Genomic DNA, 20,307 nt, shown 5'->3' with positions numbered 1-20,307 from the left:
TTTTTTGAAATACTTTATCTGATATTATTCGAATTAATTTGAAAAAATAATAGCAAAGATTTGAAGAAATAATTCGTGAATTCGTGGCGATAAAAAACTAACATCAACAATCTAAAATAACCACACCCATGTTAAAAATAGCCATTCTAGGACTTGGAGAAGGACGAAGCACCATGTCGGCCGCTATAGAAAGTTCAAAATTAGAGCTTGTGAAAATATGCGACAGAAACGAAGACTTGTGCAAGCAGCGCGCAAAAGAATTCGATTTTCATTCGTACACCACCAATTACGAAGATTTATTAAACGATGCTTCAATTGATATAATTGCGATTTACACTCCGGATCATTTGCATGCACAACACGTAAAACAAGCTTTGTTACACGGAAAACATGTTGTTTGTACAAAACCTTTTATCGATGATCTTTCGGATGCTAAAGAGCTATTAGAATTAAGCGAAAAAACCGGAAAAAAAGTTTTCATTGGTCAAAGTTCTCGTTTCTTTGAACCAGCCAAAAGACAAAGAGCCGATTACGAAGCGGGTTTAATAGGAGATTTAATTACCATTGAAGCCCAATATCATGCTGATCACAGATGGTTTTTAAAGAAAGAATGGTCGCTTTTACAATCGTTTAAATGGCTGTACGGAGGTTTGAGCCATCCTGTAGATTTCATCAGATGGTATCTGCCAAACATTCAGGAAGTAATGGGTTACGGAATGATCAGTAGTAACGGACAATCAGCAGGATTGAAAAATGAAGACACGATGCACTTTATCTTCAAGGCAACCGATGGAAGAATTGCCCGAGTAAGTGGCGTTTACACTTCGCCAACTCAGCCAGCGCAACGCGACAGCGGAATGAGTACGGTTTTAAGAGCAACAGAAGGAGCAAGTCAGGCCGATTATCACGAATTGCGTTATGCCGTTACTGACAAAACGGGAGAAGAAAAAGTAATTACCTGGGGTGACAGCACGATAAAATATTATTTCCGTTTTGAAGGACAAAGTCATCACGGCGGTGAATATCAGAATTATTTAGAATATTTTGTGGACAGCATCGAGCAGGGTTTTGAAGCTTATCCAAATATGGAAGAAGGAATTGGAACTGTGGCTTTATTGCAGGCAATGGACAAATCTCTGCAAACTGGAATGCCGGTTAAAATTGCCGATATTCTTAACGAATACGGACTATGAACAGTATCTACGATAAATTAACAACGCTCGATTTTATAATTGTAGCCGTTTATTTGGTGACTTTATTAGTCATTGGTTATGTGGTAAGCGTGAAGCAGAGCAAGAAAAACGAAACACTTTTTTTGGCATCCAATTCATTAAACTGGTACAGCATCGGGTTTAATATGTGGGGAACCAATGTTGGGCCTTCGTCCTTATTGGCTTTTGCAAGTATTGGTTACGCTACGGGAATTGTGGCTGGAAATTTTGAATGGTATGCTTTTGTGTTTTTACTGCTTTTGGCGATGGTTTTTGCGCCAAGATATATTGCGAGTAAAGTGAGCACCATGCCCGAATATATGGGAAAACGTTACGGCGACAGTACGCAGAATATTCTAGCTTGGTACGCTTTAGTAAAAATATTAGTAAGCTGGCTGTCTTTAGGATTATTCAGCGGAGGCGTTTTAGTGCGTCAGATTTTAGGGATTCCGATGTGGCAGAGTGTTACGGTTTTAGTGATTTTCTCTGGAATATTTACGTTTGCCGGAGGATTAAAAGCAATTGCTAAAGTCAACGTCTTTCAGATGATTCTGTTGATTGTAGTTTCGCTGACACTTTCTTATTTAGGTCTGCAAAAACTAGGAGGAATCGATGTTTTAATTGCAAAAACACCTTCTAATTTCTGGAATTTAATCCGACCTTCAGATGATGCGCATTATCCATGGCCGGCTATTTTATTAGGTTATCCTGTTGCTGCAGTTGCTTTTTTCTGTACCGATCAATCGATGGTACAGAGTGTTTTGGGAGCTAAAAACTTAGAGCAGGGGCAATTGGGCGTAAACTTTATTGGCTGGTTAAAAGTAATGGCACTGCCGTTGTTTATTCTTCCCGGAATTTTGTGTTATGCTTTATATCCAGAGTTAGGAAGCAATTCCGATTTGGCCTATATGACAATGGTTACGAATCTCTTTCCAAGCGGAATGAACGGTTTGGTAATCTGTGTAATGATTGCGGTTTTGGTAGGAACAATAGGTTCTTCGCTAAACGCTTTGAGTACCGTTTTTACGAATGACATTTATGTGAAAAAAATCAACCCAACGGCGACTATCAAAGATCAAATTAAAATTGGACGTTTAACGATTGCAGCTGGTTGTGTTTTTGCGATTGTGATTGCTGTTGCGATTGACAATATCAAAGGACAAAATTTATTCAATATTTTTCAGGCGGTTCTAGGTTTCTTGGCGCCATCTTTATCGGTTGTGTTTTTGCTGAGTGTTTTCTGGAAACGCACTACAAAAAAAGCCGTAAATGCAACACTTTCTTGGGGTTCTGCCTTTAGTTTATTTGTTGGGGTTTTATACTTATGGATTTTTCCTGCCGATAAATATCCAGCCTGGCCTCACTTTTTATTGATTTCGTTTTACATTTTTGCTGTGCTTTTAATTACAGCAGTGATTATTTCTTTAACCGATAAAAATCCTGAAGTTAATGTTTCAAATGAAACGGATATTCCTAAAACTAGTAAAAAGGTAAAGCTTTTGTTTGGTTTGTTGGGATTGGTGATTTTGGTTTTGTATTTGGTTTTTAATGGGAATTAAATATAATTAATAATACTCTTTCTTTAATAAGAAAGAGTTTTTATTTTGAATGATTTGAAAATAATTAGTATAAAAAAGTGCCTTTAATCTCCTATATTTGGTTACATGGAATTTTTTAAAACTTATTTTTTTTTAATTAAATTTTAGAAAATCGATTTTGATAAAATTACCTTTTATTAACCTCTAAAGACGAATAATGAGAACTGAAATTGTATTAGAAGCATTAAATGAATTAAAAAATGATACTGCCAATATTAATGATAATTATTCATTAACAGATTGGAAAAATAAAGCTACAAATTTGATGATAAGAATTTATGGTAAAGAAAGTGCTTTGCAAAATCAAATTGATGAGTTAAGATATCAGCCAGCATTTTCGCGTGGAGGCGAAAATAATATAAGACATAGGCGTCAACAAGCTGTTGCACTAATTGAAAGTCAAATAAAAGAAATTGAAAGATTTGGTTTGCCTGAAATAAAAGCAAAAGAAGAAGGCAAAAGTTTCCATATAAATATTACTCAAAATCAGCAACAAAATCAAGAAACAAAAATTAGTTTGGGTTTTCTCATAGATTCTATTCAAGAAGAATTAAAAGGTAGTGAATTAAAAGAAATTCAAACTATAATTGATGATGAACAAATTGAACCAGAAACTAAAAAGAATAAAATCGTAGAAACTCTAAAGAAATTTGGAGGAGACGTAGCAACAAATATTATTGCCAATATATTGACGAATCCTGCATTGTATTCATAATTAGTTGTTCATAAATCGTATTTAATATGTAAGAAATAATTGATAGATTTGTGTAATTAACCTAACCAATTAAAAATGTTATTATGAAGCTTTTCGGAGAACAATATTTAAGTAAATATCTTTCAGAAAAATTAGACCAAACAAAACGAGATATTAAATATAAAAATGAATTTGAATTAAAAAGAACTTCAAAGGAAGATTTGTTAAAGCAACTTGTGGAATCAACTAAAGTTGGAACACTAGAAGTAAATTTAGAGGAAAGAACAACTAAAGTGGTCTTGAGAGAAATACCTGCTGAACATTTCCCTCGAACTTATCATGTGCATCCTGGAAAAAAGTATCCATGCGCACTAGTTACATATAGTTATAATATTCCAAGTAATTCTCAATTAATGGGATGTCTTCCTTCTAATAATTTTATTCGTAGAATTGAAACTGATCTTACGTTTGAATCAAATAAAATGCATATTCATTATCAAACTTTATTTGGAAATGAGATATTATCTGAGGAAGTAAAAAACGAAGTTAAAAACTGGATTATTTCGGTACACTATCAAATTCGTGAGGCTACTATTGAAATTAACAACGAAATAGAAAATTTTAATAATCGAGTTCCTGAAGAGTTAAAAATTTTAATAGATACAAAGTATAAGAGCATTGAAGATCAAAATAAGCAAAACGATGATTTGAATGACTTTTAAATAAATAATAAAAAAACGCTTTCCTAATAAGAAAGCGTTTTTTTATTATTTAGTAGCAGTAGAAACCAACAACTCCCGAATATCAACCTTCAAATATTTAGCAATCTCATAAAGTGTTTCAATAGAAGGTTGAGCTTCATTTGTACACCAACGGGAAACAGTCGATACCGTTTTACCTAAATGATTAGCTAACTCCTTGCTAGTTCGATTGTTTTCAACTAAAACAACTTTTATTCTATTTAATTTAAGTTTCGACACAATGTTGATTTATTGATATTTCATGCAAATATCTTATAATTTAAATATAAGAAAAAGAATATTTTAAATACTCAAAATTGCCCTAAAACAACAATTTATTGTTGCAAAAATATTATTTGTAGTATAATTTTTACTATTTTTGTTTCATGAAATAAAAATAAAATGAAACAATCAGCGAAAAGAAGATTAAAAATCCAGCCAAAACATATCGCAAGATCATATAATCGTTATGTCATATTTCCTGAAATACGCCTTTGCGGAAAATGGCTTCAGAAAATCGGTTTTAACTACGGGAATTTCGTAACGATTGAACATCAGCAAAATAAAATCATTATTACAACCAATAATGAAATTGAAACGAAATAAAAATCATCTATTTAAACATAGCCCGTGGTTTCAACCACGTGGACGCAATATATAATATTCCGTTTATCAAATACGTTTCCCGTGGTTGAAACCACTTGCTATGTTTTGAAAAAGATTGCAAATAAAGCAAGGTTATTTTATGAGTTGCCTCCAGTTTTAACTGGAGGAATTTAGGTAGTAAGTAGAAAAGGCTTTAGCCAATTGTAGATATTTTGGCTAAAGCCTTTTGAGCTTCCTAATTAATTTGTTCATCCAGCTAAAGCTGGACGCAATTAAAACTTATTTTTTTAAATAAAACTTTGGGTCTTAGCGACTTTGTGGCATAAAAAAATTACTCAACCTTCTTTCTCTTCTCCAAATTAGGCAAAAATCCAGTAATAACCCCAATCAAAGGCAGGAACGCACAAATTTTAAATACATATTCAATACTTGTAGCATCGGCAATTTTTCCTAAAATAGCAGAACCTAAACCGCCCATTCCAAAAGCAAATCCGAAGAAAAGACCCGCAACAAGTCCGACTTTTCCGGGCAGTAATTCAGTTGCATAAACTAAAATTGCAGAGAATGCAGAAGAAAGAATTAATCCGATGATTACAGATAAAGTTCCTACCCAAAATAAAGAAACATAAGGTAACATCAAGGTAAAAGGAGCAACACCCAAAATAGAAACCCAAATTACGTATTTTCTCCCGTATCGGTCTCCAATTGGTCCGCCGATTAAAGTTCCTGCAGCAACAGCGCCCGAGAATAAGAATAAATATACTTGTGACTGCTGAATTGTTATGTGAAATTTATCTATCAAGAAGAAAGTATAATAACTCGTAATACTACTCATGTAGAAATACTTAGAAAAAATCAAAACCAATAAAATAATCAGTGAAGCAATTACTCTGTTTTTAGATAAATGATGCGTTTCGATTTGATGTGCCGATTTATTAGCCATTCTTTCAGATAAATGTGCCGTGTACCAAATCGCAATTTTATACAAAGCAAAAATTCCAACTAAAGCAATAATACAAAACCACGCGATATAAGATTGTCCGTGCGGAATAACAATAAAAGCGGCTAATAAAGGTCCGATAGCACTTCCTGCATTTCCTCCCAATTGAAAAATAGACTGCGCTAAACCTCTTTTGCCACCCGAAGCCAAATGCGCCACACGTGAAGATTCAGGATGGAAAATTGAAGATCCAATTCCGATTAAACTTACTGATAATAATAAGTTGATAAAACTCGAAGCGATCGAAACAAAGAAAAGTCCAACCATGGTAAAACACATTCCAACAATCAGCGAATAAGGTTTTGAGTTTTTATCGGTATACATTCCCACAAACGGCTGTAAAATAGACGCTACCATTTGGTAAGTCAAAGTAATAATACCAATTTGAGTAAAATTTAAACTAAAATTGTCTTTTAAAAGCGGATAAATCGAAGGCACTACAGCCTGTAAAAGATCATTGATCAGATGCGAAAAACTTATAATAAATAAGATCGAGTAGGTGGTTTTTTTAACTATTTCGGGGTTTGCTTTAATAGTGTCCATTTGGTAATTTTTGATTCTTAAATTAGGTTTAAAAACAACAGCTGTATTATTTTTTACAAAGATCAAAAGAATAGTAATGTCAGAATTGCTATATTTGGACAATGAATAACCAGATTCGGACATATCGAATGGCACAGGAGCATGGATACAGAATTGATCCATTGATTCCTGTTATTGGCTATACCGAAATGGTAACCAACGAAATGTGTATATCGCACTCGCACCCAAGAGGACAGTTGATCTATGCCACGCGTGGCGTAATGAACGTTGTCGTGGGCAATCACATTTGGGTGGTAAATCCGTTGCAGGGCTTGTGGCTTCCGGGCGGAGTAGAGCATCAGGTTACTTTTCAGAAAGACGTTAATTATTACAGCGTTTTTATCGATCCGTCTGCAATGGAAGGATTGCCAACAAATAGTTTCTCTTTTGATATTCCGATGTTTTTAAAACAGTTGGTTTTTAAAATCATTTCTTTTGGAATAGAAGGAAATCTCACTCCGCCACAAAAAAGAATCATTTCTGTTTTCTTGGATGAATTGGCTTTAATTGAGCCAAGTGCAACCTTTCTGCCAACAACGAATCACGAAAGATTGCAAAAAGTAGTCGAACTTTTAATGGATGATATAGCCAGTAAAAATACGATAGAGCATTACGCCGAACTTTCCTTTATGAGCACCAGAACTTTATCCCGACTATTTATTAAAGAATTGGGAATGAATTTCAGCGATTGGCGCACGCGTTTAAAATTACTGGAAGCCATAAAACGTTTGGGCGAAAAACAATCTATAAAAGAAATTGCCTTCAATTTGGGGTATGAAACTACCAGCGCTTTTATTTATATGTTTAAAAAGCATTTGGGCAAAACGCCTTCTAATTATATTTTAGAAGATGAAAATGAATCTGATAGGATGATTGCTTAGGTTAGTTTTTTATACAAAATAACCACAATCATTGTCATTTCGACGAAGGAGAAATCACACTAGAAAATTCCGCAATCTAGATCGCCAATCTTTGTAGAGCTACGTGTGTGATTTCTCCTTCGTCGAAATGACAAAGACACACGAATAATTTAAAATCTGTGTAAATCCGCGTTTTTACGAAGTAAATCCGTTTCATCAGTGTCCTATAAAATACTAACATCGTTTTTTTTAGTACTAAAAAAGTTATAACTCGTAATTTTTCCCTTAAATAATATTGAAGATTGCAATATTTTATGAAATAACAGGACACTACAGGTTGTGAAATGTAAAAATAACACTTATCTTTAGCTCCAAAAAAAAGATATATGCAAAGCCGATTTTCCATTTTTAGATTTTTGTTTTTCTGTGTGATTTTATTTCCTTCGACTTTCATATTAGCACAAGAAAAATCAAAAGAAGCGACATGGATCTGGTATCCAGGCGATTTCGAAGTTTGGTTAAGCAATAAAATGCAGGTAAGACGTACAGAACGCGAAGCAGTTTTTCCACCGCTTTGGCAATATTACAGCCCGTATGCCTTGGTGACTTTTCAAACAGAAGTACATATTCCGGAACCAGACGAAGCAAAAATCTTTTCGGAAGGACCTTTTCAATTACTTTTAGATGGTTTACAGATTTACGGACAGCCAAAATCAATAAAAATTCCTGCGGGAAAACACAAAATTTCTTTTAAAGTTTACAATCAGGAAGTGTTGCCAGCTATTTATATTAATGGTAAATATGTTAAATCCGACGCTTCTTGGAAAGTAACCAATGAAGATAAACTTTGGATTGACGAAACTGGAAAAGCACAGCAATCGGGAACACCTTGGGTACCTGTTGGGTCTTGGAATTTTAATTCGCCAGAAAATAAACCTTCTGAGTTTAAACTGACGACTAAACCTTTAAGCGCAAAGAAAACAGAAAAAATAGGAGCTGGGCAGTTGGTCGATTTTGGTAAAGAAACTTTTGGTTACATTAAAATTCATGGCTTAAAAGGAAAAGGTAAAGTAGCATTGTATTATGGAGAATCTCGCGAAGAAGCGCTGGATTCTGCTAAATGTGAAACTTTAGATCATTTGTCTTTTGATGGAAAACAGCCTGAAACCTACACACATGACGGATCGAAAGCATTCCGCTATGTTCAGGTTCAAGCAGATGCAGGTATAAAATACGATTCGATTTCGATGCTTTATGAATATTTGCCATTAGACTATCGTGGTGCATTCAAATCATCGGATGAACAACTGAATAAAATTTGGGATGTGTCGGCTTATACGATGCATTTAACCTCTCGTGAATTTTTTATCGACGGAATTAAACGTGATCGTTGGGTTTGGTCTGGCGACGCTTATCAAAGTTATTTAATGAATTACTATTTATTCTTTGATTCGGCTTCTGTAGAACGAACGCTCTTAGCACTTCGTGGAAAAGATCCTGTAACGGCTCACGTAAATATCATAATGGATTATTCGCTGTATTGGTTTGTGGGTGTTTACGATTACTACTTACATACAGGCGATACGAAATTTATCAAAACTTTTTATCCAAGAATGAAATCACTTATGGATTTCTGTTTGGAAAGAAGAAATAAAAATGGATTCCTTGAACCATTAGAAGGCGATTGGGTTTTTATTGATTGGGCAGACGGATTGCCAAAAACGGGCGAGGTTAGTTTTGAGCAAATGCTTTTGGCTAGAAGTCTTGAAGCCATGGCGGTAAGTGCTGAAATTGCTGGTAAAAGTGAAGACCAAAAACAATATCAAAAATTAGGAGATGATTTGAAAACCAAATTATTTGATGTGTTTTGGGATAAAAAAGAAAACGTGATGAAACACCAGCGTATCGATGGTAAAATCCAAAATATTGTAACCAGATATGCTAATATGTTCGGTATTTTTTTCAATTATTTTAATAAAGAACAAAAACAAAGCGTAAAAAATAAGGTGTTGCTTAATAAAGATGTTCTTCAAATTACAACTCCATACATGCGTTTTTACGAGTTGGAAGCATTGTGCGCAATGGGCGAGCAGGATTATGTTTTAAAAGAAATGAAAGATTATTGGGGCGGAATGCTGAATGAGGGCGCGACATCTTTCTGGGAAGAATACAATCCAAACAAAAAAGGCACAGAGCATTTAACGATGTACGGTCGTCCTTACGGAAAAAGCCTTTGTCATGCTTGGGGAGCAAGTCCGATTTATTTATTAGGGAAATATTATTTGGGTGTAAAACCTTTAAAACCGGGTTATGCTGAATATGAAATCAAACCAAATCTCGGAGGTTTAAAATGGATGGAAGGAAAAGTTCCAACACCAAACGCAGAAGTTGCCATCTATTGCAGTACCAAAGAAATTAAAGTGAAAGCAGGCGAAGGAGAAGGAAAATTAATTTTTGAAAGTGCCAGCAAACCCAAAACAAATTCAGGAACAATTACAGAATTATCGAAAAATAAATATCAGTTGATTGTAAAACCGAATGTGGAGTATAAAGTGAGTTATAGGGCTATTTAAGTTCTTAGTGAATTAGTAATTAGTAATTAGTTCTTAGTGCCTAGTCCTTAGTCCTTAGTTTGTAAACGTCTAGTTTGTCATTCCGACCGAAGAGAGGAATCACACTCGTAACCACAAAGATTGTAACGCCAGTTTTGTCATTTCGACGGAGGAGAAATCCTCGCGAGAAACTACACAAAGTTTGACTTAGATTGTCGAGCTACTTACGAAGATTTCTCCTTTGTCGAAATGACAAGATTGGGGAAATGCATTCAAAGAATAAAAGCCTTAAAAAAATAAAAAACCAATGTTTTCAAAAAATACAAAATACAATTTCAAATTAAAAACAGCTTTTCTAATGCTGTTAACTTTCTGCATTCAAACCACAGCACAAAACACCGCATGGAAACCTGCTTCATTTGAAATTGTAAAATCAAACTACAAAACTTTCAAAACCATCCAATACGCGCACGTATTTTCAGGAAGCAAGCATAATATTGTTCGTTTAGCACCAGAATTACAAGGATTAACAGGCGTTGAACTTCCTTTAGAAAAATATAAAAACGGAACCAATTCTCCATTACAATTAAAGTTTAAAGAACCAGTAACTGTTTTGGTTGGTGTATTTCAGGAAGATGATAATGAGCAATATTTTCAATTTAAAGATAACAAAGATGCCAAGTTAATTATTAAAAATGGTGTGACTATAACAGGTCTTCCTCCAGTAGATGTTTATGCAATGTCCTTTTTAAAAGGATCATATAATTTAAAAAGCAAAGGATTATTTGTGTTCTTGGGAGTCATAAAAAGTACTGAAAATCTAGAACTAAAAGATGCCAAATTACCCGACGGAAAATTGTGGAATCCAACTTTCATTGTCGAAGGATTTTCAGATGAAAAACCGCTATTCGAAATTATAGGCGGAGAAAATAAACCCGTTATTGATGAAGGAATGTCTGGAACAGAAGGAATTCAGGGTGGATTTGAAGGCGGACGCGTGGTGAAAGTCGGAGATACCTATCATATGTTTCCAACCGAAAGAGCGGGAGAAAAAGGTGTTGATTATTATTATGATCGTGTAAAAACCAGAATAGGGCATTGGACAAGTAAAGATGCAATTACTTGGAAAAGAGAATCAACAATCTATCAGGCAAGCGGAACTTACGCCGTAACCGAAGATGATAACCCGATGAACGACCGTCGTGCAGCAATTTGGTCGTACATGCCTGTTTTTAACGAAAAAGCAAACAAATGGTACGGCTATTATTTGGCGTATACCGTAAGTAAAGAAATAGAACCAAATCATTCATTTGGAAGAATTTGGAGATGCGAATCAACGGTTGACGGAATCAACGGAATTGGTGGCCCTTATAAAGATATGGGAATTATTATGGAACCAGGTCTGGATTCTCAGCCATGGGAAGGCCGTCAGGGAGTTGCTTCGTTTTTTCCGTATAAAGTCGGCGATAAATATTTCGGTTTTTACAGCGGGGCGTATCCGTTTAACTCTTGGGCAGATTATCCGAAGAAATCCGGAAAAGGCTGGTTTGTGGCTTTAGCCGAATCTAAAAGTTTAGAAGGACCTTGGACAAGAATGAACAAAGGTTTGGAACCTATTAAAACCATGCATCCGCAATTTGTTGAAAATCCAATCGTAAGTCAGCTACCAAACGGTCTGTACATCGCTATTTTCGATGGAGGCCCAGACGGCTGGGGACATCATTTACCTAATATGATTGCGTATTCATTATCGGCAGACGGAATAAATTGGGCAGAGGCACATTATTTTCCGATAGAAACCAAAGTCAATAAATGGTGGGATATTATGAGAACGCCTTTATGTTTAATCCCAGAAGGAAATGATGTTTATACAATAGTGTACAATGCAATCGATTTAAAGAGAAGATTTCATCCAACAGGAATGGTCAAAGTAAAATTGAATAAAGATGTAATGGAGTCTAAATTAAAAGAATTGAAGAAATAGAAGAGAGAGTGGGAAGATGCAAGAGGCAAGAAGCAAGATTTTAGAACATAGAAATAGAGTAAAGAATATAGAATAAAGAATATAGAATAAAGAATATAGAAACTTTGCGACTCTGCGACTTTGCGAGATTAAATTGTCCACAGAATAAATATAAAACTTAGAGCCTTAGCGCCTTCGTGGCAAAAAAACATAACCAAAAATGAAACTTAAATACCTAATTCTAACTATTTCAGCACTTGCCATAACCAGCTGTGCAACCAAGTACAAGAAAAGAGAAATTACAGAAACCGTAATGCAGGAGATTTACGAAGAAATCAAAACGCCTTATAAATACGGTTTGGTAATGGTTCCAACAGACAACTCTTATAAAATGGATTGCCCGAGTGTATTCAGAAAAGACGGAAAATGGTATATGACGTATTTAATTTACGATGGAAGAGGTTACGAAACCTGGCTTGCAGAAAGTGATAATCTTTTGGACTGGAAATATTTAGGAAAAGTAATGTCTTTCTCAGAAAACGAAAAACATTGGGATGTCAACCAAAAAGCAGGATATATTTCATTACAAGATCCAACGTGGGGTGGAAGTTATGAATGGGAAAAATACGATGACAAATACTGGATGAGTTATTTTGGCGGAGACAGCAAAGGGTATGAAGCAGGCGTTTTATCAATCGGAATGGCGTATACGAAAGAAGCGCCGACAAAACCACACGAATTTCAAAGATTAGAAAATCCGGTTTTAACGCCAAAAGATAAAGATGCAAAATGGTGGGATAATAGCACCATGTACAAAAACAGTGTGATTCGTGATAAAGATAAACTGACAGGACACAATTTTATCATGTATTATAATGCCCGTGGCGACAGTATAAATCCTGCTAAAGGTGCAGAACGTATTGCCATGGCTGTATCAAACGACATGAAACATTGGGAGCGTTATGGCGATAAACCATTGATCAATCATCATAAAGGAATTTCAGGAGATGCTTATATTCAGCGAATTAATGATACTTGGGTGATGTTCTATTTTGGAGCTTTTTGGACGGGTTGGAACCAAGGTGCATTTAACCGTTTTGCAGTTTCAAATGATTTAGTAAACTGGACCGACTGGAAAGGGGATGATTTGGTTAAATCTTCTGAACCTTATGACGATTTGTTTGCGCATAAATCATTTGTGGTAAAACATGATGGCGTTGTGTATCATTTTTACTGTGCAGTTAACAAAGCAGAACAAAGAGGAATTGCAATAGCAACTTCTAAAGATTTAGGAAAAAGCAAATTGAATTTTGTGGCACCGCCGGAGAAAAAGAAGAAGAATTAAGTACAGAGTATTAAGTATTAAGATCCAGTTTGTCATTTCGACGAAGGAGAAATCACACTCGTAACCACAAAGGTTGTCGATTATAGTTGCGGAATTTCTAGTGCGATTCCTCCTTCGTCGAAATGACAAAAAAACTAAAAATAAAACAATGTTTAAATCAAATTATATTCAGCAATTTTTCAACTTTCGACTTTCGACTTTCGACTTTTTGACTATAATCTTACTTCTAACATCTTACACAACTTACGCCCAATCCGTTACAGGAGAGCCGGCAGGAGTTCCAGAACTGCATAAAAAATACCAATTTGCACCTTGGGAAGATCCAACGGTTACGAGCATCAACAGACAGCCTTCGAGAGCAACTGCTTATTCGTATACCTCTATTGAAGACGCTCTAAAAGGCGACAGAACCAAAAGCCGAATCCAGATGCTGAACGGCGATTGGGATTTTAAATATGCCGTAAACCTTAAAGAAGCGTCAAAAGATTTCTATAAAAGTACCGTTTCGGGCTGGGATAAAATCGAAGTGCCATCTAATTGGGAAATGAAAGGCTACGACAATCCAATTTACAAAAGTGCCGTTTATCCGTTTCGACCAATAAATCCGCCTTATATTCCTAAAGATTATAACGGAATTGGTTCTTATCAACGCAGTTTTACCGTTCCAGCAAACTGGAAAGACATGATGGTTACACTGCATTTTGGAGCCGTAAGTTCAGGTTTTCAGGTTTGGTTAAACGGAGAATTTTTAGGTTATGGAGAAGATAGTTTTCTTCCATCAGAATTTGATATTACGCCTTATTTAAAAGAGGGAGAAAATGTCGTTTCGGTTCAGGTAATTCGCTGGTCAGATGGTTCTTATCTGGAAGATCAGGATCACTGGCGCATGAGCGGAATCCAGCGTGAAGTTTTCATTATGGCAGAGCCGAAATTACGCATTCAGGATTTCTTTGTTCAAACAAAATTAGACAAACAATATACTGATGCTATTTTCAAACTGCGTCCGAAAGTAGAGAATCTTACAGGAGAAAAAGTCAAAGATTATACGATGAATGTTCAATTGTACGATGCTAATAATCAGCCCATTTTCAAAGAACCGCTTCAAAGACCCGTAATCGATTTAATCAACGAAAGTTATCCTCGTCTGGATAATGTGCGTTTTGGATTCTTTCAGGAAACCATCAAAAATCCGAAGAAATGGAGTTCAGAAGAACCGAATTTATATACGATGGTCATTTCCATCAAAGATAAAAACGGCACTATTACCGAAGCCAAAAGCTGTAAAGTTGGTTTCCGTTCGATTGAATTCTCCAAGGAGAACGGTAAAATGCTCATCAACGGAAAAGAAACTTATGTGTATGGCGTAAACCGTCACGATCATCATCCAACAAGAGGAAAAGCTGTTACGAGAGAAGATATCAAACAGGATATTACCACTATTAAAAAGTTCAATTTCAATTTTATACGTACAAGTCATTATCCAAACGATCCTTATTTTTATGAATTATGTGATCAATATGGAATCATGGTCATGGACGAAGCCAATCAGGAAACACATGGGATTGGCGGTAAATTAAGCAACGATCCGCTTTGGACAAATGCTTATATGGAACGTATGATCCGAATGGTCGAAAGAGATAAAAACCATCCGTCAGTTGTGATGTGGAGTTTAGGTAACGAAGGCGGTAAAGGACCAAATCATGCTGCTATGTCGGGCTGGGTTCACGATTTCGACATTACGCGTCCCGTACATTACGAACCAGCGCAGGGAAATGCAAAATTAGACGGTTACATCGATCCGCTGGATCCGGGATATCCTAAAACAATCGATCACGCTTACCGATTCGAAAATCCACAGGATGATTCGTATGTGGATATGGTCAGCCGTTTTTATCCGGGCGTTTTCACTCCGAAATTTTTAGTTGATCAAAAGAAAGATACTCGACCAATTATTTTCGTTGAATATTCTCATGCAATGGGAAATTCGGTTGGAAATTTAAAAGAATTATGGGATGAATTCCGTTCGCTTCCAAGAGTTATCGGCGGTTGCATCTGGGAATTTAAAGATCAGGGATTGGTGAAATTTGATTCTAGATCAGGTCAGAATTATTTTGCCCATGGAGGAGATTTTGGCGAAAAATACCATGACGGAAATTTCAATACCAAAGGAATTGTAGATTCTAACGGAAAACCAAAAGGATCGATTTTTGAGAATAAATGGATCTATCAGCCAGCGGTTTCCACTTTAAACGGAAATCAGTTAGAAATTAAAAATCGTCAGGCCGTTAAATCTTTAGAAGATTATATTCCGGTTCTAAAAGTTTTAGAAAACGGAAATGTAATCAAAACACAAATATTAAAACCATTTAAAGTAGAAGCTGGGCAATCCGCAACTTTAAATGTAAGTCAGTATCTGCCAAAAATGAAAGTCGATGCGGAGTATATTTTAAATATAGAATTCCAGCTTTCAAAAGAGGAACTTTGGGCTTCAAAAGGTTACGCTGTCGCGGAAGATCAATTTGTGCTGCAAAAGAAAGAAACAGTTTCACCTGAATCTAAAAAAGAGGCTTTAAACGTTTCTGAATCTGATTCTGATTTTAAAATCAAAGGAAAAAATTTCGACATTAACATCAACAAAGGAAACGGAGCTTTGAGTTCGTATATTTTCAACGGTGAAGAACAGGTTTTTGCTCCATTGCTTCCTAATTTCGTAAGACCGCTTACAGACAATGATAAAAGAGGTTGGAAATCACAAAAGCTGTTGAAACAATGGTACAAAGCAAAACCAAAATTGGTAAATATTACAATCGACAAATCGGTTTCAGAAATTAAAATTACAAGTGATTACGAAATTATAAAAGACAGCGCAAGCGTAAATGTGGTCTACAATATTTTACCAAACGGATTGATAAAAGTAGATTACAGTTTAAAAGCATCGAACAAACTGCCAAATATTCCAAAAATCGGAATGCAGATGGGAGTTCAAAGAAAATTCGATCAGATTTCGTGGTACGGAAAAGGAGAATTGGAAAATTACAGCGACAGAAGTTTTGGTTCATTTGTTGGGAAATATTCATTGCCAATAAATGATTTTATCGAGCATTACCCAAAACCGCAGGAAAACGGAAACCGATGCGATGTAAGATGGATGGCCTTGACAACTCCGCAGAAAAACAACGGATTTCTAGTGGTAAACGACACCAAAGTTTTAAGCATGAGCGCATGGCCGTATACGCAGGAAAATGTTAGTTCTGCAGGTCATACGTACGATTTGAAAGATCCAGGATTTTTAACACTAAATATCGATTTAATGCAGATGGGAGTTGGAGGAAATGACAGTTGGACATTGGTTGCACAGCCAATAGAACAATACCAAATTAAATCAGGAGATTATCAATATAGTTTTTATTTGACGCCTTTCAGCGGTTCAAAAAATGAATTAGAAAATAGTTTGAAGAAGTTTAAGTATTGATGTATCCTAACAGGTTTCCAAAACCTGTTAGGTATTTTGTATTATAGATAAAGTAGGTTTTAAGTATAGTTTGTCATTTCGAGGAACGAGAAATCACACACGTACATCGACAAAGATTGGAGATGTAACTTTGTGGATTTTCTAGTGTGATTTCTCCTTCGTCGAAATGACAAAAAAATGCGATATATTAAACCCGACAAGTTTTTAAAACCTGTCGGGTTTGCCAACAGAATTAAAACAATAAAAATGTTTCAAAAAAAACACCTCTTTTTTATCCTCCTTTTGGCGAGCTTCGTCCCAGCACAGGAAATCAATAAAAAAGAAAATAACTTTTTTCAGCCAACAATCGAATCCTCAAAACCTTGGGTATATTGGTATTGGATGAAATCGGCTTATTTTAAAGCAGGAATCACGGCAGACTTAGAAGCTATGAAACAAGCGGGAATTGCGGGGGCTTATTTAATGACTATTAAAGGGCCAGTAAATCCGCCATTGATAGATCCGCCGGTTTTACAGCTTAGTCCTGAATTTTGGGATATGATTCATTGGGCTTTTAAAGAAGCAGATCGTTTAGGTTTGAAATTGGCTTTTCACGGAGCAGACGGATTTGCCGTTGCAGGCGGGCCATGGATTACACCAGAAATGTCGATGCAGAAAGTAGTATGGTCAACTACAGAAATTTTAGGAGGTAAAAAGGTGGCTTCAAAACTCCCAGTTCCAGAACATTACAAAGACTATTATAAAGACATTGCAGTTTTTGCCCTTCCGATTAAAGAATATCAAATTACTTCGCAGACGCAACTGCCAAAAGTAACAACATCAAACAGTACCGATGCTTCGTTTTTGGCTGATCCTAAAAAAGATGAAAATTTCAAATTTGCAGAAAAAGGATGGATTCAATACGAATTTGCAAAGCCTTTTACCTGTAAATCTATTGTCATAGAAACCAAAGGAAGAGATTTTCAGGCACAGCGTCTGATTGTAGAAGTGAGTGATGATGGCATTAATTTTAGATTTCACGAAAGAATGATCGCACCGCGTCACGGCTGGCAGGATATGGATTTCCCAAATACTCATACTATTACGCCTGTTACGGCAAAATATTTCAGATTTGTTTATGATCCAACTGGAACAGAGCCGGGAGCAGAAGATTTGGATTTTGCTAAATGGAAACAAAACCTGAAAGTGAGTAAAATTACACTTTCGAATCAGTCATTAATAAATAATTACGAAGGAAAATCAGGCGCAATTTGGCGTTTGACTCCACAGACTACAGAAAAACAGATTCCGAATTCGGAGTCATTTAAAAAATCAGAAATCATTAATATTTCCAAATTTGTTGATGCTGATGGAAATATGAACTGGAAAGCACCAAAGGGAAAATGGAAAATTATCCGAATGGGACATACTTCGACCGGACATGAAAATGCCACAGGTGGCGCAGGAAAAGGATTGGAAGTAGATAAATTTAATCCGGAATTAATTCGTTTTCAGCTAGATCATTGGTTTGGTGAAGCTGTTCGTTCGGCTGGTCCTGAACTGGCTTCAAAAGTTCTGGAAATCCTTCATTTTGACAGCTGGGAATGTGGAAGCCAAAACTGGTCTTCTGTTTTTCAGGCTGAGTTTAAAAAGAGACGTGGTTACGATCTTGTAGAATATCTTCCAGTTATGGCAGGAATCCCGATAGAAAGTGCTGATTTTTCAGAGAAAGTTTTATACGATGTTAGAAAAACCATTGCCGATTTAGTAGCCGATAATTTCTACGGAACTGTCGCTCAGATTGCAAAAGAATATAACGTTAAATTAAGTTCAGAAAACGTTGCGCCAACCATGATGAGTGATGCTTTGCTGCATTATAAATATGTGGATTATCCCGGAGGTGAATTTTGGCTGAGAAGCCCAACTCATGATAAACCTTTTGATATGGTAGATGCCATTTCGGGCGGACATATTTACGGAAAAGATATTATTCAGGCAGAATCTTTTACAGCTTTGCGAATGGATTGGGACGAACATCCGGGAAATCTGAAAACAACTGCAGACCGTAACTATGCTTTAGGAATCAACCGTTTGTTTTATCACGTTTTTGTTCATAATCCGTGGACAGACAGAAAACCGGGAATAACATTAGATGACATTGGGACTTATTTTCAAAGAGATCAAACTTGGTGGAAACCAGGAAAGGCTTGGTTTGAGTATTGTCAAAGAGTGCAGTTTCAGTTGCAGAAAGGAAAACCTGTGATTGATCTTGCAGTTTTTATTGGCGAAGATTTTCCTTCACGTTCTTTTGTGCCAGATCGATTATTGCCATTTATTCCAAATGTATTCGGTAAAGCAAGATTAGAAAGCGAGAAAATCCGTTTAGAAAATGAGGGTCAGCCAACGGCAAAAATGCCAAAAGAGGTTACCTATTCTAAAAACATAACCGATTTATCACAATGGATTAATCCGTTAAATGGATATCAATATGATTCTTTCAATGCCGATGTTTTAATTAATCGTGCGAAAGTGGTAAATGGAAAAATCTCATTTGGTGGCGGAATTGAATACGGAGCTTTATTCTTTCCAGGAAGTCACAAAATGGCACCGAATAAAATTTTGTCATTGGCTTCCGCCGAAAAAATATTGCAATTGATAAAAGACGGAGCTACAATTTTTGTAGATGAAAAACCAAATATTCTACCAGGAATTCAATCAGAAATAGATCAAAAGAAATGGCATAATGTTATTGATGAAATCTGGAATAATGCTAATTCATCAACATGGAAAATTGGAAAAGGAACGATTATCAAATTGCCTTATTTAGGAAATGATTTCGCTTCAATCGGAATCACACAGGATATCTATTTTCCAAATTTAAACAGAGCAGATTCTGAAACAATTGCATGGGCACATCGCAAATCAGATACTGAAGATATTTATTTCATTTCCAATCAAAAAGGAGAAAAAAGAACATTTGATGCTTCTTTTAGAATAGCTGGAAAAGTTCCGCAATGGTACAATCCTGTTACTGATAAAACTTCGGAATTAACCAATTGGAAAATCGAAAATGGCAGAACAATTGTTTCAATAATTTTAGAGGCTAACGAATCTGGTTTTGTAATTTTTAAAGAAGAAACGAAAGAAGTTTTAGCTCAAACAAAATTTTCTGAATTTGAAAAAGTTCAGACTTTAGATGAAAGCTGGAATCTGCAATTTGATCCAGCATTTAAAGGCCCTAAAGAAACAATCAAAATCGATAAGCTTTTTGACTGGAGTACTTCTGAAAATGAACAAATTAAATATTATTCGGGAACTGTCAGCTATAAAAAAGATTTTATTTGGAAAGGAAAAGCATCAGATAAAATCTGGTTGGATTTAGGTGAAATTTCTAATATCGCCGAGATTTCAATCAACGGAAAAGATTGTGGAACATTATGGACTTTCCCTTTCAAAACTGATATTTCAAAAGCTTTACAAAAAGGAAAAAATACAATAGAAATTAAAATCACAAATACTTGGGCAAATAGATTAATTGGCGATCACAAATTGCCAAAAGAAGAGAGATTGACATGGACAACAGCGCCATTTCGTTTAGAAGGAGAACCGTTGTTAAAAGCAGGATTATTGGGTCCAGTAAGTATTGTAAAAGAAAAATAAATTTTAGCCACAGATTAAAGGATTTACACAGATTAATAATCCTTT

13 protein-coding genes are annotated in these 20,307 nt (G+C 35.6%); 11 read left to right on the top strand and 2 right to left on the bottom strand.

Translation table 11 applies throughout. The features are described from left to right. Positions 1 to 128: 128 nt before the first annotated feature. The 4 genes from HYN86_RS16920 to HYN86_RS16905 all read left to right on the top strand — a co-directional run bounded on the left by HYN86_RS16920 (position 129) and on the right by HYN86_RS16905 (position 4,225). Positions 129 to 1,193, top strand: a complete 1,065-nt coding sequence (locus tag HYN86_RS16920; RefSeq protein ID WP_113679106.1) for a Gfo/Idh/MocA family protein — start codon at positions 129 to 131, stop codon at positions 1,191 to 1,193. Further along, on the top strand, positions 1,190 to 2,770 hold the full coding sequence (locus tag HYN86_RS16915) for a sodium:solute symporter (RefSeq protein WP_113679105.1): 1,581 nt from the start codon (positions 1,190 to 1,192) through the stop codon (positions 2,768 to 2,770). The genes HYN86_RS16920 and HYN86_RS16915 overlap by 4 nt, the downstream gene beginning before the upstream one ends. Positions 2,771 to 2,966: 196 nt before the next feature. Further along, positions 2,967 to 3,524, top strand: a complete 558-nt coding sequence (locus HYN86_RS16910) for a hypothetical protein (RefSeq protein WP_113679104.1) — start codon at positions 2,967 to 2,969, stop codon at positions 3,522 to 3,524. Positions 3,525 to 3,607: 83 nt separating this feature from the next. After that, positions 3,608 to 4,225, top strand: coding sequence for a hypothetical protein (locus HYN86_RS16905; RefSeq protein WP_113679103.1), 618 nt, complete (start codon positions 3,608 to 3,610; stop codon positions 4,223 to 4,225). Positions 4,226 to 4,270: 45 nt separating this feature from the next. On the opposite strand, the gene HYN86_RS16900 is transcribed toward HYN86_RS16905, so the two are convergent. After that, positions 4,271 to 4,483 (bottom strand): helix-turn-helix transcriptional regulator, encoded by a 213-nt coding sequence (locus HYN86_RS16900; protein WP_113679102.1) that lies wholly within the window; start codon positions 4,481 to 4,483, stop codon positions 4,271 to 4,273. A 162-nt stretch (positions 4,484 to 4,645) separates the two neighbouring features. Here HYN86_RS16900 and HYN86_RS16895 point away from each other — a divergent pair, with 162 nt between their 5' ends. Then, positions 4,646 to 4,849: a SymE family type I addiction module toxin gene (locus HYN86_RS16895; RefSeq protein ID WP_113679101.1), complete on the top strand. Its 204-nt coding sequence runs from the start codon at positions 4,646 to 4,648 to the stop codon at positions 4,847 to 4,849. Positions 4,850 to 5,180: 331 nt separating this feature from the next. On the opposite strand, the gene HYN86_RS16890 is transcribed toward HYN86_RS16895, so the two are convergent. Continuing rightward, positions 5,181 to 6,392 carry an MFS transporter gene (locus tag HYN86_RS16890; RefSeq protein WP_113679982.1) on the bottom strand — a complete coding sequence of 404 codons (1,212 nt, stop codon included), beginning with the start codon at positions 6,390 to 6,392 and terminating at the stop codon, positions 5,181 to 5,183. Positions 6,393 to 6,520: 128 nt separating this feature from the next. Here HYN86_RS16890 and HYN86_RS16885 point away from each other — a divergent pair, with 128 nt between their 5' ends. The 6 genes from HYN86_RS16885 (at position 6,521) to HYN86_RS16860 (ending at position 20,262) form a co-directional block, all read left to right on the top strand. Next, positions 6,521 to 7,312 (top strand): AraC family transcriptional regulator, encoded by a 792-nt coding sequence (locus HYN86_RS16885; RefSeq protein ID WP_082586763.1) that lies wholly within the window; start codon positions 6,521 to 6,523, stop codon positions 7,310 to 7,312. A gap of 365 nt (positions 7,313 to 7,677) precedes the next feature. Continuing rightward, complete coding sequence (locus tag HYN86_RS16880) at positions 7,678 to 9,864, top strand: alpha-L-rhamnosidase-related protein (RefSeq protein WP_113679100.1); 2,187 nt, start codon at positions 7,678 to 7,680, stop codon at positions 9,862 to 9,864. A 286-nt stretch (positions 9,865 to 10,150) separates the two neighbouring features. Next, positions 10,151 to 11,827 carry a glycoside hydrolase family protein gene (locus HYN86_RS16875; protein ID WP_113679099.1) on the top strand — a complete coding sequence of 559 codons (1,677 nt, stop codon included), beginning with the start codon at positions 10,151 to 10,153 and terminating at the stop codon, positions 11,825 to 11,827. Positions 11,828 to 12,026: 199 nt separating this feature from the next. Next, a complete protein-coding gene (locus tag HYN86_RS16870; protein WP_113679098.1) occupies positions 12,027 to 13,151 on the top strand; it encodes a glycoside hydrolase family protein in 1,125 nt (374 codons plus the stop codon). Positions 13,152 to 13,299: 148 nt separating this feature from the next. Further along, the gene (locus HYN86_RS16865) at positions 13,300 to 16,623 is read left to right on the top strand and encodes a glycoside hydrolase family 2 TIM barrel-domain containing protein (RefSeq protein WP_230406385.1); all 3,324 of its coding nucleotides are present in this window, start codon (positions 13,300 to 13,302) and stop codon (positions 16,621 to 16,623) included. 246 nt (positions 16,624 to 16,869) lie between these two features. Then, the gene (locus HYN86_RS16860) at positions 16,870 to 20,262 is read left to right on the top strand and encodes a glycosyl hydrolase (RefSeq protein WP_113679097.1); all 3,393 of its coding nucleotides are present in this window, start codon (positions 16,870 to 16,872) and stop codon (positions 20,260 to 20,262) included. Positions 20,263 to 20,307 lie beyond the last annotated feature (45 nt).

Source organism: Flavobacterium fluviale (assembly GCF_003312915.1).
GTDB lineage: Bacteria > Bacteroidota > Bacteroidia > Flavobacteriales > Flavobacteriaceae > Flavobacterium > Flavobacterium fluviale.
The sequence above is the reverse complement of the archived record's forward strand: the minus strand, read 5'-3'. Positions and strand labels throughout refer to the sequence as shown.

Coding starts and splice junctions, on each gene's coding strand:
- HYN86_RS16920 (WP_113679106.1), top strand. CDS start 129: ATGTTAAAAATAGCCATTCTAGGACTTGGAGAAGGACGAAGCACCATG.
- HYN86_RS16860 (WP_113679097.1), top strand. CDS start 16,870: ATGTTTCAAAAAAAACACCTCTTTTTTATCCTCCTTTTGGCGAGCTTC.
- HYN86_RS16880 (WP_113679100.1), top strand. CDS start 7,678: ATGCAAAGCCGATTTTCCATTTTTAGATTTTTGTTTTTCTGTGTGATT.
- HYN86_RS16905 (WP_113679103.1), top strand. CDS start 3,608: ATGAAGCTTTTCGGAGAACAATATTTAAGTAAATATCTTTCAGAAAAA.
- HYN86_RS16870 (WP_113679098.1), top strand. CDS start 12,027: ATGAAACTTAAATACCTAATTCTAACTATTTCAGCACTTGCCATAACC.
- HYN86_RS16910 (WP_113679104.1), top strand. CDS start 2,967: ATGAGAACTGAAATTGTATTAGAAGCATTAAATGAATTAAAAAATGAT.
- HYN86_RS16915 (WP_113679105.1), top strand. CDS start 1,190: ATGAACAGTATCTACGATAAATTAACAACGCTCGATTTTATAATTGTA.
- HYN86_RS16895 (WP_113679101.1), top strand. CDS start 4,646: ATGAAACAATCAGCGAAAAGAAGATTAAAAATCCAGCCAAAACATATC.
- HYN86_RS16875 (WP_113679099.1), top strand. CDS start 10,151: ATGTTTTCAAAAAATACAAAATACAATTTCAAATTAAAAACAGCTTTT.
- HYN86_RS16865 (WP_230406385.1), top strand. CDS start 13,300: ATGTTTAAATCAAATTATATTCAGCAATTTTTCAACTTTCGACTTTCG.
- HYN86_RS16890 (WP_113679982.1), bottom strand. CDS start 6,392: ATGGACACTATTAAAGCAAACCCCGAAATAGTTAAAAAAACCACCTAC.
- HYN86_RS16885 (WP_082586763.1), top strand. CDS start 6,521: ATGGCACAGGAGCATGGATACAGAATTGATCCATTGATTCCTGTTATT.